The organism is Streptomyces sp. NPDC001219, assembly GCF_053597915.1.
On record NZ_JBSFJF010000043.1, the window covers coordinates 12,435 to 27,384 of the forward strand.

At 70.2% G+C, this 14,950-nt stretch carries 13 protein-coding genes; 8 read left to right on the forward strand and 5 right to left on the reverse strand.

Annotated elements, in window-relative coordinates; all coding sequences use genetic code 11:
- The first annotated feature begins 115 nt into the window (after positions 1-115).
- On the forward strand, positions 116-1,927 hold the full coding sequence (locus ACWC9R_RS24965; RefSeq protein WP_450734657.1) for a SpoIIE family protein phosphatase: 1,812 nt from the start codon (positions 116-118) through the stop codon (positions 1,925-1,927).
- A 188-nt stretch (positions 1,928-2,115) separates the two neighbouring features.
- On the opposite strand, the gene ACWC9R_RS24970 is transcribed toward ACWC9R_RS24965, so the two are convergent.
- Together ACWC9R_RS24970 and ACWC9R_RS24975 are read right to left on the reverse strand one after the other, a co-directional pair.
- Positions 2,116-2,514, reverse strand: a complete 399-nt coding sequence (locus tag ACWC9R_RS24970; RefSeq protein ID WP_450734659.1) for a hypothetical protein — start codon at positions 2,512-2,514, stop codon at positions 2,116-2,118.
- The gene (locus tag ACWC9R_RS24975) at positions 2,511-4,607 is read right to left on the reverse strand and encodes an ABC transporter ATP-binding protein (RefSeq protein WP_450734660.1); all 2,097 of its coding nucleotides are present in this window, start codon (positions 4,605-4,607) and stop codon (positions 2,511-2,513) included. The genes ACWC9R_RS24970 and ACWC9R_RS24975 overlap by 4 nt, the downstream gene beginning before the upstream one ends.
- A 283-nt stretch (positions 4,608-4,890) precedes the next feature.
- Between ACWC9R_RS24975 and ACWC9R_RS24980 the strand changes: the two genes are divergently transcribed.
- On the forward strand, positions 4,891-6,066 hold the full coding sequence (locus ACWC9R_RS24980; RefSeq protein ID WP_450734662.1) for a macrolide family glycosyltransferase: 1,176 nt from the start codon (positions 4,891-4,893) through the stop codon (positions 6,064-6,066).
- A 120-nt stretch (positions 6,067-6,186) separates the two neighbouring features.
- Here ACWC9R_RS24980 and ACWC9R_RS24985 read toward each other — a convergent pair whose 3' ends face one another.
- Both ACWC9R_RS24985 and ACWC9R_RS24990 read right to left on the reverse strand, forming a co-directional pair.
- Entirely contained in the window at positions 6,187-6,729 is a 543-nt protein-coding gene (locus tag ACWC9R_RS24985) for a GNAT family N-acetyltransferase (RefSeq protein ID WP_450734740.1), read from the reverse strand.
- Positions 6,730-6,792: 63 nt separating this feature from the next.
- A complete protein-coding gene (locus ACWC9R_RS24990) occupies positions 6,793-7,092 on the reverse strand; it encodes a hypothetical protein (RefSeq protein WP_450734664.1) in 300 nt (99 codons plus the stop codon).
- A 286-nt stretch (positions 7,093-7,378) separates the two neighbouring features.
- On the opposite strand from ACWC9R_RS24990, the gene ACWC9R_RS24995 reads away from it, so the two are divergent.
- The gene (locus ACWC9R_RS24995; protein WP_450734666.1) at positions 7,379-9,229 is read left to right on the forward strand and encodes a glycoside hydrolase family 35 protein; all 1,851 of its coding nucleotides are present in this window, start codon (positions 7,379-7,381) and stop codon (positions 9,227-9,229) included.
- Between the two features lie 91 nt (positions 9,230-9,320).
- Here ACWC9R_RS24995 and ACWC9R_RS25000 read toward each other — a convergent pair whose 3' ends face one another.
- On the reverse strand, positions 9,321-10,199 hold the full coding sequence (locus tag ACWC9R_RS25000; protein WP_450734667.1) for an NAD(P)H-binding protein: 879 nt from the start codon (positions 10,197-10,199) through the stop codon (positions 9,321-9,323).
- Positions 10,200-10,283: 84 nt separating this feature from the next.
- On the opposite strand from ACWC9R_RS25000, the gene ACWC9R_RS25005 reads away from it, so the two are divergent.
- The 5 genes from ACWC9R_RS25005 to ACWC9R_RS25025 all read left to right on the forward strand — a co-directional run bounded on the left by ACWC9R_RS25005 (position 10,284) and on the right by ACWC9R_RS25025 (position 14,946).
- Positions 10,284-11,024 carry a helix-turn-helix transcriptional regulator gene (locus tag ACWC9R_RS25005; protein WP_450734669.1) on the forward strand — a complete coding sequence of 247 codons (741 nt, stop codon included), beginning with the start codon at positions 10,284-10,286 and terminating at the stop codon, positions 11,022-11,024.
- Between the two features lie 254 nt (positions 11,025-11,278).
- Entirely contained in the window at positions 11,279-12,331 is a 1,053-nt protein-coding gene (locus ACWC9R_RS25010; RefSeq protein WP_450734670.1) for an inositol polyphosphate kinase family protein, read from the forward strand.
- A 118-nt stretch (positions 12,332-12,449) separates the two neighbouring features.
- A complete protein-coding gene (locus ACWC9R_RS25015; protein WP_450734672.1) occupies positions 12,450-13,271 on the forward strand; it encodes an SDR family NAD(P)-dependent oxidoreductase in 822 nt (273 codons plus the stop codon).
- Between the two features lie 133 nt (positions 13,272-13,404).
- Positions 13,405-14,241: a HipA family kinase gene (locus ACWC9R_RS25020; protein ID WP_450734673.1), complete on the forward strand. Its 837-nt coding sequence runs from the start codon at positions 13,405-13,407 to the stop codon at positions 14,239-14,241.
- Between the two features lie 204 nt (positions 14,242-14,445).
- Positions 14,446-14,946, forward strand: coding sequence for a hypothetical protein (locus ACWC9R_RS25025; RefSeq protein ID WP_450734675.1), 501 nt, complete (start codon positions 14,446-14,448; stop codon positions 14,944-14,946).
- Positions 14,947-14,950 lie beyond the last annotated feature (4 nt).

Genomic DNA, 14,950 nt, shown 5'->3' on the forward strand with positions numbered 1-14,950 from the left:
GCCCGACGAGGAGCGGTCCCCGCCGCCGCAGCAGCAGCCGGACGAGGCACCACCACCGACACCGCCGTCCCGGCCGCCGTCTCCTGGGCCGCCCGGAAGCTGCCCTTCCGGCGACGTGTCCGGTGAATCGAGGGAAAGGCTGGGGGCCTCGGATTCCGGCGCCTCCCGCCCCACACCGGCTGGCGAGCGTGCTGCGGAGGGCCCCCGGGAGCGGACGGAGGACGCCCCCGAGACCCACCAGACCGACCGGCTTCGGTTCCTCGAAGCCGCGACGCAGCGGATCACCGGCGGAATCGATCTGGACGACACGCTACGAGAGCTCCGGCAGACAGCGATTCCCGCGTTCGCCGACATGATCGTCGTCCATCTGCGTCATCCGTTTCCGCCCAGGGAGGAGCCGGCGGCCGAGCCGCTTGTCCTGCGACTGCACAGCCTCGGGCAGGGGCCGGAAGGCTCGGTCACCGGGCCGCCTCCGAGGGCCGCCGAACGCCGGCATCTGACGATCACCGGCCGATTCGTTGAGGTTCTGCTGGCCCGAGGAGCCGTGTTCGGTGACACCCCGGAGATCGCGCCCGCGGTGGCCGAGCTGCTGGCCCCCGTGGCCAGCATGCCCACGACGCCGTCACCGGGCCGACGGCTGATCATCGCCCCGCTGTACGGACGCCAGCGCCTCCTGGGCACCGTTGCCCTGTTGCGCGGCGTCGAACGGCCGCCCTTCGCGACGGACGACCTGCTCGTCGCCTCCCAGCTCGCCATGCACACCGCGTCCGGCGTCGACCGGACGACGCCGCACGGACACGAGGCCTCGGTCGCCGACGCGCTCCAGCTCACGATGCTGCCGCCGTCGCTCCCCGAGACCACGGGTGTCCGGCTGGCGAGCCGGTATCTGCCGACCGTCGACACCTCCCAGGCCGGCGGTGACTGGTACGACGCGATCCCGCTGCCCGGCAACCGCGTCGCGCTGGTCGTCGGTGACGTCATGGGGCACTCCATCACCTCCGCCGCGATCATGGGCCAGCTGCGCACCACCGTGCAGACCCTCGCCAGGCTCGACCTGCCGCCGGAGGAGGTCCTGTATCACCTCGACGAGCAGGCCCAGCGCCTCGGCAGTGACCACATGGCGACCTGCCTCTACGCCATCTACGACCCGATATCGCAGCGACTGCAGGTGGCCGACGCGGGCCATCCGCCCCCGGTGCTGCTGCACCCGGGCGGCTCGGCAGAGGTGCTCCAGGCCCCGTCCGGTGCGCCGATCGGAGTGGGCGGTGTGCCCTTCGAAACCGTGGAGATGCCCGCGCCCACCGGGGCCACTCTGCTCCTCTACACCGACGGCCTTGTCGAGTCGCGGAACATGGACGTCCTGACAGGCGTGGAGCAGCTGCGCGCCCGCCTGGAAGCTGCCGCCGCCAGGCTCGAATCCCCGCCGCTGGACGTGCTCTGCGACGCCGTGCTGACCCTCCTGGAGCCGGATGCCCGGCCTGACGACGTTGCGCTGATAGCCGCCCGGTTCGAGGGTTTTCCGCAGGACAACGTGGCGTACTGGTTCCTCAGCCCCCAGCCGCAAACAGCAGGCCGGGCCCGGCAGTTGACCCGCAGGGCGCTGCATCGCTGGGGTCTGGGCTCGATGCTCGACGCGACCGAGCTGATGGTCAGCGAGGTGGTGACGAACGCGGTGCGCTATGCCTCCCGCCCGATCGCCCTGCGACTGCTCCGCACCGACACCCTCCGGTGCGAGGTGGGCGACGACTCGCCGCAGCTGCCCCGGATGCGGCATGCGCAGACGGGCGACGAGGGCGGCCGCGGACTGTTCCTGGTCGACCATCTCGCCCAGCGCTGGGGAGCGACGATGCTGAGCACGGGCAAGGTCGTCTGGTTCGAGCAGGAGATGCCCGACGACTACTGTCCGAACGGGCCGGACGCACCGTAGTTCCCCGTCCTGGAGCTGCAACGTGCGCCGCCCTGCCCCGCCTGGAGGCGATGTCGGAGTCACGGGGGAGGGGGACGAGGGGGAAGGGGGTGGTGCCGTCGCGGTATGCCAGGTGCGGTCCTCCTGCTGCTCCGGTGTGAGGGAGGAGTGGGCGGAAGCCGGGCGGTGGACGTTCATGGGCAAGCAACTCACGGGTACGGCCAGTCGGGCGTCAGCTGGTTCGGGTCGGCGACAGTATCGGCCGCAGTACTGGGCGAGACGTCGATACGGGTGTAGTGCTCGGTGCCGAGAATCCGGCTTCGGGTTTCCTCAGGGAGACGGGACAGTATCCCGGGCAGGGGGCGTTCCCGCTCCAGTTGGCTCCGGTGCGCCAGGATCGCGCTCCACTTGCGGTCGAGCCAGGACGTCACATCGATGGTGGCGGTGACCTGCTCGTCCGGCACACTGAGGAGGGTCTTGCCGACCCGGGTGAGAAGTGGTCCCAGGTCGCCGACTCCGGAGTGCGGGTGGGTGACCGCGTAGAGGGCAGTCGTCCGCCAGGGGTTCCCACAGCGCGGTGAGCCGCGTCGCGCCTCACCGCGCCTCACTTCGCCTCCTCCCGCCGCGGAGCGGCACCTCCCCGAGAAGCGGCACCGTCCCGAGGTACGGCATCGTCCCGGGAAGCAGAACCGTGCCGAGGCGCCGGCAGCGCATCGCTGTCGGCCTGGGTGAGCCCGTACTGGGCGGCCTGGGCGACGAACATCCCCCGGTAGCGGCCCTCTTCCACGGCCATGAGCTGCTCGTGGGTGCCCTCTTCGACGACCTCTCCGTGATCGAGCACGTAGATGTGGTCGGCCTTCGCGGTCGCGGCCAGCCGATGGGTGACCAGTACGACCGCGTGGCCCTGCTCGGCCAGTGACCACAGCCCCTCGAAGGCCGCGATCTCCGCGTGCGGGTCGAGCGCCGAGGTGGGTTCGTCGACGAGGAAGAACGGGGCGTCGCGGTACCGGCTGCGAGCGGTCCCCAGCTTCTGCCACTGACCACCCGAGAGCTGGACACCGCGCTCGTACCCCTTGAAGACGATCGAGTCGTATCCGTGGGGCAGGCCTGTGATGAGTTCGTGGACGTCAGCGGCCTGTGCGGCCTCCGTGACCCGGTCCATGTCCCGGGGGCGGTCGCCGACACCGATGGCCACATTCGTGGCCGCGGTCATCTCCCAGTGCGGGAAGTCCTGTGCGAGCAGCCCGACCGAGGCGAAGACCTCGCCGCGGTCGGCCTCACGGAGTTCGACCCGTTCGCCCGGTTCCCCTTCCCACCACACGCGCCCTTCGGTGGGCAGCAGCAGCCCGGCCACGATCTTGGTGAGGGTCGTCTTCCCCGAGCCGTTCGCGCCCACCAGGGCCGTCACCCGGCCCCTGCGGACGGACAGGCTCACGTCCTTCAGCGAAGGGGAATCGGCTCCCGGGTAGGTATAGGACACGCCTTCCACGTGCACGGCGCGGACGGGGGAGGGCAAGGGCCTGCCGGTGCGCGGGATCGCGTGCTCGGTGGCCAGTTCGGTGGCGTGCTTGGTGTCGGTGAGGAACAGCAGCTCCTCGTAGAGCCGGTTGACCTGCTGTACCAGGGACGTCAGGCGCTCGGTGGAGGTGCGGATGGCGATGACCGCGGTGCCCCCGACAGCGAGTGGCAAGCCGCCGGCGGCCAGCAGCCACCACAGCAACCCGTAGCAGGCCAGCGACGCGAGACCGGCGAAGCCGCCGGCGACCAGGTCCGTGTGCGCCTGGGCCCGCGCCAGTCGGCGCTGCTCCGTCTCCGTCTGCCGCGACATCTCCTCGTACCCGCGCAGCAGCGTCGCTCCGGCCGCGTGTGCACGGATCTCCCCGGCGGCGTGCGGCCGGGTCAGATACGCCAGCAGTGACGCGATCGCACGCCGGTGGTCGATCCAGTTCAGCCGCGAGGTGTACTCGCGTCGTGCGGAGCGCACCGCACCCCATCCCTTGGGAAGGGCGATCGCCAGCAGCATCGGCAGCAAGATCCAGTGCAGCGACACCAGGACGACGGCGGCCGCCACCATGCCGATCAGGACGTTGCCCACGCCCACCGACAACCGCAGCATGCTGCGCGCCGAGTCCGTGCCGAACTTTCCCGCCTCCAAGACCCGTTGGACCTCCGGCCGCTCGGTCGCTTCCACCTCGACCTGGGTGACAGCCGCGTAGTACCGAGCCGAGACCGAGCGTTCCACCTGCGGCTCCAGGCGGCCGGACATCGCCGTCGACCATGCCGCCAGCAGCGCCGACCCCACTGACACCACCGCCAACACCACCAACGACGGCAGGGCGTCACGCAGCTTGTCCGCGGTCGGACCGTCCGCGAACAGCTGTGTCAGGACCCGATTGACCGCGACCAGCCCCCAGGCGGCAGTCACCCCCTGCCCGACCTGGGCGGACACCACGCCTGCCAGCGCCCGTCGGTCCGCCTCCCATCCGGTGCGCAGCACCATCCCCACCATGCGCGGCAGCGCCGCCGCCAGCTGCCCGAATCGCAGCCGGGCCAACGCGTTCTCGTACTGGACGAACGTCTGATCCCAGCGGAGCCGGCCCCCGTAGAGCTCGCGCTCCGCGTTCGAGATGCCGCCCTCGTTCGCCGTTGCTGTCCCTCGCCCGCCCTTGTTCGTATCGCGGCGTGGCCCGGTCGATGTCAACGTCGCCTCCCCCTTTGACAGTTGTGCCGGTGTCATCAGGCTCAACGACCGCGCCTGGATTTCGAACACATGTCTTTCGGTCGGACCGAGAACCCCGGCGCTGAGCGGTTCGTGGCGAGTGCGGGATACACCGACCCTTGTCCCGCAAGCACCTACCGTCGAACGCCGAGTGGCCGAAACGCCGATGTCCCGCCCGGGGGCGGGGAGTTGGCGCGCGACTTCGGGTCCCTCCGGCCCCCCGGCCACCTCCGACGCGGAATCCCGGCTCGGTAGGATGTGTGATATGCCAAAACACCTGTTATTTGTGGCCCTTGCGGGGCACGGGCATGTCAATCCCACGCTGCCGCTGGTCCAGGAACTCGTGCGGCGAGGGCACCGAGTGGACTACGCCACCAGCGCGGAGCACGCCGAAGCGGTGACCGGCGCCGGCGCGCGGTGGGTGGAGCTGGACCCGGGGGACGCCATGGGGGCGCCGCCGAGTGAGTTCCGTCCCGCGGATGTCGCCGTTTTCCTGCGCCGTATGTTCGCGGCCCTGAGCGCGGCCTATCCGGTGCTGCGAGAGCACTGCGTCAACGAGTCGCCGGACGCGATCTGCTACGACGCCATGAACTGGTCGGCCCGGGTCCTCGCCGAACAGCTGGGTCTGCCCGCCGTGCGGTGCATTCCGAATCTCGCCTCGAACGAGGAGTATTCGCTCTTCGCCACCTTCATGGACGGGTTCGGCGACCAGAACCCCCTGACCGCCGCACTCGCCCCCGACTGCGCGGAGTTCTCCGCCGAATTCGGCGTCGAGCTCGACCCGGCGAGCCTCATGGACGTGACCGAGAAACTCAACCTCGTGTTCATACCCAGGGAGTTCCAGCCGGCCGGGGACACCTTCGACGAGCGCTTCCAGTTCATCGGCCCCTCGATGGGCGACCGGGGGCAGGCCGAATCCTGGTCACCCGCCGACCCCGACGTCCCCGTTCTCTACATCTCACTGGGGACGGTCTTCAACGACCGGCCCGAGTTCTACCGCACCTGCATCGAGGCCTTCGGCGGCGGGCCGTATCAAGTCGCCATGACCGTGGGAAATGTGGAACTCGCCGATCTGGGCGATATCCCGCCCAATATCGACGTCCGGCCGTACTTCCCGCAGCCCGCCGTGCTGCAGAAGGCCGCCGCCTTCGTCTCCCACGCCGGTATGAACTCCACGATGGAGTCGCTGTATTACGGCGTCGGGCTGATCACCGTCCCGCAGATGCCCGAACAGGCCGCCAACGCCGGCCGGGTCCAGGAACTGGGACTGGGTGAGCAGTTGGACGCGGCGACGGTGACCGTCGAGTCCCTGCGCGCCGCGGTCGCCCGGATCGTCTCCGACTCCACGGTGCGTGCCAACCTCGACCGGATGCGCAAGGTCGTCAGGGAGAGCGGGGGAGCCGTGCGCGGTGTGGAGGCGATTGAGGAGTACCTTCGCTGAATGCCGCCACCTCTTGCCCGAGGGATGCCTCGTGATCTCGTGATCAGGCAAGGGAGAGCAAGAGCGAGGGTGCGCAGCAGGACACGTTACTGTCCCCGCCGCGTACCCTCGCTCTTGTGGTCAACGAGTGGTTGTGACGTACTGGTCCGACGACAACGCGAACACCCGAACTCGCTGACCGCCGGTGGGGTGGAAGGTCTCACGGACCGGATGCATCCCCAGTTTGGTCATGATCCGTTCGGAGGCGTCGTTGCCCACCTGAGTGATGCTGACGATCCGCTCCAGCCCTCGCTCTTCGAACCCGAACCGTACGGCGGCCACAGCGGCTTCGGTGGCCAAGCCCTGCCCCCAGTGGGAACGTCCCAGCCGCCAGCCGACCTCGACCGCCGGCAGCACCTCGGGCAAGAAGTGGGGCACCGAAAGGCCGGTGAACCCGGCCAGCTCGCCAGTGGACCGGATCTCCACGGCGAACAGGCCGAAGCCCTGTGACTCCCACTCGCTCTCCCATGCCCGGATTCCGTCGCGAGTCTGCTGTTCGTCACGGACGCTGCCGTCACGTATCCACCGCATGACCTCGGGGTCGGCATGGATGGCAGTCATGGGCGCGACGTCTTCCTCGCGCCAGCGACGCAGGATCAAACGGGGAGTCTCAAGCGTGACCATCCAGTCATTCTGGATCACAAAATGGGCTCTCCGCCATCCTCACCAGGCACTTCGATACAGGCCCTAGTAATCCTCGTCCTCGAATTCCCACCGGAGGTCGACCTGTGCGGTGGGAGCGAGCGCGTGCACGGTGTCCTGCGATCCCTGCTCGATCGTGTCCGACCAGGGGCCGAAGCGGGTCACGATGATGGGGTAGTCGGTCTCCGCGAAGACCTGACCCGCCGGTGCATCCTGGGATACGGCGACGTCATCCTCGAGATCGTGCTTGGTGAGGAACGCGGCGAGTGCCTCGGCGACGCGTGCTGTCTCCTCTCCCGGCTGCAAACCGGAGACGCTGAGACTGAGACCAACAGATATCGACATGTGGCTAAGGTACCGGCCGCCACTGACATTCCAGCCATCGCCTGCGACTACCCGCTCCCGCGTCCGAGCCCGAAGCCGTAGTGGTGGGGGCGGTGTTCGCCGGCCGGTCCGGCCGGTACCCGCGCGTCCCGCCCCGTCCGTCTGCATCACCCCGCTCAGCCCCACGCGTCACGAACCCTTGTGCTCGTTTCTGTTCTCCATAACACTCTCAATGCACAGAAGCGCGCACCACTGAACATGTTCAAACGCCTTGCCATGACGGTCAGTCGAGTCGAGGAGAGCAGACGTGACGCAGTTCAGCCGACGGAGATTCCTGGGCGCGGCCATGGTGGGAGGTGCGTCCGTGGGAATCGCCCTGGGGAGCGGCCGTACCACCCTCGCCCAGGCCGACAGCCCGCGGGGGCTGACCCTCCGCGGGAGCGAATTCCTGCTGGACGGGAAGCCGTTCAGGATTCTCGCGGGGGCCTTCCACTACTTCCGGACGCACCCCAAGGACTGGCGCGACCGGCTGCTGCGCATGCGGGCCATGGGCCTGAACACCGTGGAGACCTACGTCGCCTGGAACTTCCACCAACCGCACGAAGGGAAGGCCGACTTCACCGGATGGCGCGATGTCGCCGCCTTCGTCCGGACCGCGGACGAGGTCGGGCTCAAGGTGATCGTGCGGCCGGGGCCGTATATCTGCGCGGAGTGGGACTTCGGCGGCCTGCCGGCCTGGCTCCTCAAGAACAAGGACGCGCCCCTGCGCCGCTCCGACCCCGCCTACGAGCGAGCGGTTGACGCCTGGTTCGCCGAACTGCTGCCCCGGTTCGTCGACCTGCAGGCCACCCGTGGCGGGCCCATCATCGCGATGCAGGTCGAGAACGAGTACGGCAGCTACGACGACGATCACGCACACCTGCGCCACCTGCGGGACAGCATGCGGGCGCAGGGCATCGACAGCCTGCTCTTCTGCTCCAACGGGGCCACCCAGGAGGCGCTGAAGGCCGGCAGCCTTCCCGACCTCCTGTCCACCGTCAACTTCGCCGGCGACCCCACCGGGCCCTTCGCGGAGCTGCGCAGATTCCAGCCGGACAAGCCCCTGTTCTGCACGGAGTTCTGGGACGGCTGGTTCGACCACTGGGGCGAACGGCATCACACCACCGACGCGGCGCAGACCGCAGCCGACGTGGAGAAGATGCTCGCAGCAGGAGCCTCCATCAACTTCTATATGGCGGTGGGCGGAACGAACTTCGGCTGGTACGCGGGTGCCAACCTGAGCGGCAGCTCCTACCAGCCCACCGTCACCAGCTACGACTACGACTCCCCGATCAGCGAATCCGGCGAACTCACCGAGAAGTTCCACCAGGTGCGTGCGGTGCTGGCCAAGTACACCACCGTGCCGCACACACCCCTGCCGCCCGTGCCGCGCCGCCTGCCGGACCAGAAGGTCACCGTCCGTGAGTCGGTGCCGTTCATGGACGCGCTGGACGCCCTGGGCACTCCGGTACGGCGCAGCACCCCCGTCCATATGGAGGCGCTCGGGCAGTCGTACGGGTTGATCCACTACCGCACTCGGGTGCGCGGGCCGCGTGACACCAAGAGGCTGAGGGTCGCGGGGCTGGGCGACCGGGCGTTGGTGTTCGGTGACGGCAGGCGTCTGGGTGCCTTCGACCGTAATCAGCCCGACCACACCATCGACTTCACCGTGGCCGGCGCGTCCAGCACCCTCGACCTCCTGGTCGATCCCACCGGACGGGTCAACTTCGGCCAGGGCCTCAACGACCCCAAGGGAATCAGCGGCAAGGTCCTCCTCGACGACGAGGAACTGCGGGACTGGGAGATCCGCCGGCTGCCACTCGACGACCTCTCGGCGCTGAGGTTCGGCAGCGGAGCGACGCCGACCGGTCCCGCGTTCCACCGGGCCCGGGTCCATGTCGACACCCCCGCGGACGGCTTCCTCGCCTTTCCGGGCTGGGACAAGGGCATGGTGTGGCTCAACGGCTTCGCGCTCGGCCGGTACTGGTCCCTCGGGCCGCAGGTCACCCTGTACGCGCCGAGCCATCTGTGGCGACGGGGCCGTAACGAACTCGTCGTTCTGGAGATGGAGCGGACGGGGGACCGGATCGAGGTGCGGTCCGCGCCCGACATCGGGTGAGTGCTGCCGTTGCCGTAGGCGTGGGAGCGGGTGGGGCGGCGGCGGGGAGCGTACGGCTCGCCTCGCCGCCGCCACCTGCCCTGATGACCTGCTACACGTCGGCGATCCGGTGCCGGAGATGGTCGTAGGCCCAGGCGGCGAGGGTGGTCGGGGTGGTGGTCCGGAGGGTGCGGCGCTGTTCGGGCACGAAGTTCTCCCGGAGGCCGGTCGACATTCCCAGCACGGCCTCGACCAGTCCGTCGGGCAGCCCGGCTTGCTGGAGCTGGGTGCGCATGGCGTCGTCGGTGATCTGCTCCACGCCGATCCGCCGGCCGGTGGCGGCGGTGAGGATCTCGGCGACCTGTCGCCAGGTGAGGTCGGCGGGTCCGTGAACCGCCTGTACACAGCGTCCGGACCAATCAGGAGAGAGCAGACGGGTGGCGGCCACTTCGGCGATGTCGCGAGGAGCCACCCAGGGCATGGGCTGGTCGAGGGGAAGGATCACCTGGAGCGTGCCGGCTCGTAGGGCGTCGAGTTGAAGTTCGAGATTGGTGAAGAAGTAGCCACAGCGGAGGTGGGTGATGTCGACGCCGAGGTCGTCCAGGGCCGTCTCGGTGTGTGCCAGCCCGTCGATCTCGCCGGCACCGTGCCGCTTCTCGGCGCCTACGCTGCTCTGGAAGACGACGCGGCCGATCCGGTTGTCGGTGACGGCGCGGACCACGCTGCCGGTGGCGCGGGCGTAGTCGGCGAGGGGGTCCGCACCGCCGGTGCTCGGGTCCACCCAGAACAGCGCGTCGACGTCGTGGGTGGCGGCCACCACCGCGTCGGCGTCGAACTGGTCGACCGGCACGGCATCCACCTCGCTCCGGAGCTCGGGAGACAGCCGGCCGGGGTCGCGCAGCAAGACGCGCGGCCGGACCCCGGCGCGGACGAGCGTGGCGACGAGGTGACGGCCGACGTTGCCGGTCGGGGTGGTGACAGCGATCTGCATGGTTCCCTCTCCTTCGGTGACTGGGCCTCAGGCTAGGAGCAGAGGCGGCCTGAACCTGTCCGCCTCTCCTGGAAGGCTGACGGCATGGAACCCGACCCGGCGATCAGGACCCTGACCCTGCTGACGCTGTTGCAGTCGGGCGGCGAGTGGACGGCCGCCGACCTGGCCGAACGGCTCGGCACGAGCGTCCGCACCGTACGACGTGACGTCCAGCGGCTACGCCGGCTCGGGTACCAGGTCGAGGCCCGCCCGGGGCCGGGCAGCGGCTACCGGCTGCGCCCCGGGGTCAAGGTCCCGCCGCTGCTGTTCACCCCGGACGAGATCACCGCGCTGGTGGCCGGGCTGCACCTGATCCGCGCCTGGCTCCCCGACGCGGCGGTCGCCTCGAGCGCTCTGCTCAAGCTCGACCAGGTCCTGCCCCGCCCCCTGCGGCGCCGCGCCGCCGCGACCGACCTCGCCACCGAGGTGCTGCAGCAGCCAGGCGCCGTGGTCGCGGCGGCGACCGTCGGCGTGATCGCCGACGCGGTGGCCGGGGACGGCAGGCTCCGCTTCCGCTACACCGACCAGCACGGCGGGACGTCCACCCGCCTGGTCGAGCCGTACCGCCACTTCCTCCGCGCCGGCCAGTGGTACCTCGTGGCCTTCGACGTCGACCGCGACGACTGGCGCACCTTCCGTCTGGACCGGATCACCGACATCTCCCCGGTGGCGGGCACCTACCGGCCCCGCGCATTCCCTGATGAGTCCATCGAACACTGGCTGACCACCGACTTCGGCCGCGCCCCCGCACGCCCGTCCAGGTCAGCGGCCCGGCCGGCACGGTGACGTCGGCCCGCGTTCCCGGGCAGGCGGCCCGGCACGCGCGGCCCTCGCACGGTTCCGACCCGGCCCGAGGCGCTCGGACAGGTCCCGCCCGCGCGTGGCGGTCCGTGGCCGGTTTGCCCGCGATTCCGGGGCCGTGATGCCCGCATTCGTGCCCCGCCGTACCTTCACAGCGCGGCAGTCGACGCCTTTCCTGGTACGGCATCACACCCATCGACCGGTGACGGGCCCGCCAAGGTCCGTAGGAGGAGGCGGAGTTGTACGCGAACGGAGAGCGGGGCGCGAGAGCGGACGAAGGCCGGAGGCGGCGGGCAGCGGCGCGCCCGGCGGCCACGACGGCGCGTCCGTCGGCCGAGGCGGAATCCGTCCCGGCGACGATGCTGGCACTGCAACGCACCGCCGGGAACGCCGCGGTTTCGCGGTTGGTCGAAGAAGGGCGGCGGGGCGGGGCCACGGGCGGGCGCGAAGGCGCGCCCGGCGAGGCCGTCCAGCGGGCAGCGGAGGAGGAACAGACCGGCGGGCACGGCGGGATCAAGGACCGGGCCGGCGGGAGAATCAAGGAGAAGCCCACGAACGACGTCGAGCGGGGTTTCTACGCCGACATGCGCGCGGGCAGACACCCCGCTCTGGAAGACGTGGTTCCGCAGTCGTACACCGCCCCACAGGTCGAGGCGATGGACGGCCAGAAGGGCGGGGGCGATGACTCGACCCACATCTACATCGACAACCTGACGTTCGGCATGAAGACGCCGAAGGTGCTCGACATCAAGGTGGGGGAGAGCACGGCGAGCAAGCAGGAGCTGCTCACGTCCATGTCACACGCCGACGCCTGGAAGAAGAAGATGAAGCTGAAGGTCGCCGACACAGTGACCGGCTCCGCGGACCGCGGCTATCGAGCGGTCGGCGGCACGGGGCTCAAGGGAAAGAGCCGACGCGTCATCGGGCAGGAGTCCGAGCAGGTCGTGCGGGGCTTCTCCGAGGAGCACAGCGTCTACGACACGCTGGTGGAGCAGCTGACCGACGTCAGGACGGCGGCCGGCAAGTCCGGCCTCGCCTTCATCGCGGCGAGCGTGCTCATCGCGGTGGACGAGCAGCCGGCGGCGGAGAGCCCGGCCGCCACCGCGAAACTCAACCTCATCGACTTCGCGCACACCTTCGGCCCGGAGCAGCTGGGCAAGGACCAGGTGGAGAAGTACCGGGCCCGTTTCGACGCGGGGCTGGCACGGCTGATCGAGGACGTGAAGGCGGCCGGCGCGGCCAAGGAGCAGGCGGCGGAGCAAGCCGGCGCGTCGGGGGCCGAGAAGGGGTGAGCGGCCGTGTGAGGGGACCCGCCTGAAAGCCCCGCGCGTAGCCCGTCCCTTTGGACGGCGGTCCGTATGATCACGCGGGGAACGCCCGAGCCACGACCACCTGCGAGGCGGAGCGGACATGTCGGACCCGAGAGTTGTCATCGTGACGGGCGGCGGAACCGGGATCGGCGCCGCCACCGCCCGGCTGCTGCGGGCGGCCGGACACCACGTAGTGATCTCGGGCCGCCGCCCCGAACCGCTGAACCGCGTCGCCGAGGAGACCGGAGCCCTCGCCCATCCGTCCGACGCCGCCGACCCCGACGCCGTCCAGAACCTCGTCGACACGGCGGTGTCCGCTTACGGACGGCTCGACGGGCTCGTCCTCAACGCCGGGACCTCCCGCGGCGGGACCGTCGGCGACCTGTCGGTGGCGGACTGGGAGACCGTGCTGACCACCAACGTCACCGGCCCCTTCCTCCTCCAACGCGCGGCCCTCCCCCACCTGTTGAAGGCCCGTGGCGCGGTGGTCGCGGTCGCCTCGGTCGCCGCCCTGCGCAACAGTCCGGGCAACGCCGCCTACGCGACCTCGAAGGCCGCCCTGCTTCAGCTCTGCCGTTCCCTCGCCGTCGACTACGGGGCGGAGGGACTGCGCGCCAACGTCGTCTGCCCCAGTTGGGTGCGTACCGAGATGGCCGACGGCCGGATGGCCCGTTTCGCCGAGGAGGCCGGCCTCGGGGACGGTGGCGTCGACGCCGCCTACGAGGAGGCCACCCGGCTGCTGCCCGCCGGCCGTCCCGGCGATCCCGGCGAGGTCGCCGAGGCGATCGGATGGCTGCTCTCGCCGGCTGCGTCCTTCGTCAACGGGGCGGTGCTGACCGTCGACGGCGGCGCCACGGCGGTCGACGTCGGTGGCGCCGGGTTCGGCTTCCGCCTCACACCGCGGGACGACGCCGGGGCTTGATGCCTGCCGTGCCCGGGACCCTTCTGCGGGTCCCGGGCTGGGAGCCACCGAAAAATCCCGTGGCCTGCTCCCGGACTTTCCGTAGAGTGCACTGTCGTTCAGGAGGCGGCGCAGGCGGAACGACGGGGAGCACATGACGACGACAACGGAGCCGCTGCGGACCGTGACGGCCGAGCGCTATGTGACCCCGCTGCGGAGCGGCGGCTCCGTGCCCGGCGTGGTCGAGGCGGACGACCTGGGCACGTACGTCGTGAAGTTCACCGGCTCGGCGCAGGGCCGCAAGGCGCTGGTCGCCGAGGTCATCGTGGGTGAACTGGCCCGGAAACTCGGCTTCCGGATACCGGAGTTGGTGCTGGTGCACTTCGATCCGTCGGTCGCCCGCGACGAACCGCACCAAGAGGTGCAGGACCTCCTCCGGGCCAGCGCGGGGCTCAACCTCGGCATGGACCACCTCCCGGGAGCCGCCGACTTCACACCGGACGCCCTGGACGTCGATCCGGCCGAGGCCGCCCGGATCGTCTGGCTGGACGCGTTCACCGCCAACGTGGACCGCACCGTGCACAGCACCAACCTCATGACCTGGCCGACCTCCGGCCTGCAGCGGTCCCGGCTGTGGCTCATCGACCACGGCGCCTCGCTCGTCTTCCACCACCGGTGGGCGGGCGCCGACGGCGCGGTCGGGAAGGCATACGACCTCCGGCACCACGCGCTCGGCTCCTGCCGCCCCGACCTGGCGGCCGCCGACGCCGCACTCGCGCCCCGGGTGACCTCCGGGCTGCTCCGCGAGTGCGTCGCGGCCGTCCCGGACGCCTGGCTGGCCGGCGAGCCGGGCTTCACCTCACCGGACGAGGTGCGCGACGCCTACATCACCCACCTCGCCGCCCGCGCACGGCTGTCCGCCGACTGGCTCCCCACCCGGTTCGCCGACGGACCGGGCGGACGCGGCAGCGCGACGAAACTCGCCGTCTGAGCGAAGGCCTGCGGGAACGCAAGAAGGCGCCAGTCCCGGCGGCACGCGTGAACAGCGCGGAGAGACCGTCTTCCATTGGTTGACCGAGGTCTTCGAAGACCGAGCCCCTTGGCGTTCTGCGGCTTCAGTAGCCCCTACGACAACACAGCCACAAAGCCGGTAACGAGGCGCTGCTACGGTCGTCAGGCGATGACTGGGGGACGTGTGAGCGAAGAGGCAGTGCACTTGCCGGCCGAGTGGAAGCGGCGAGTCGTATGGCTGTTGGGCGGGGTGGCGATTCCGGCCGCGGTCTCGGCGGCGGTATGGCTGGCGTTTCTGAGCGAGCGTCCGCTGAGCAACCTGCTGTGGGTCGCTGCGTCGACGGGAGTGGCGTTGGGCTTGCTGCCCATGCTGACGGTCGTGCGTCTGGCGCCGCTGCGCATCGATGCGCAGGGGATCACAGCCGGGAGCCGGAACGTTCCCTGGAGCGACATCGGCTTCGCGACCGTCCTCAACGACACGGCGCTCGCGGTGTGGCTCCGTCCCCGGACATCCGGCTCGCCCGAGGGCAAGGCGACGTTGCACTACCTCCACTACGAGAAGCGATGGCTCGGCCGGGCCCGTCGCGCCCAGCGCTGCCAGATCATCGCCGACGCCATCGAGCGGTTCGCGCCCGGCACATACGTCACTGATGAGGCGGAGATGCGGCAGCGCGCCGGCCTCTGAGGCA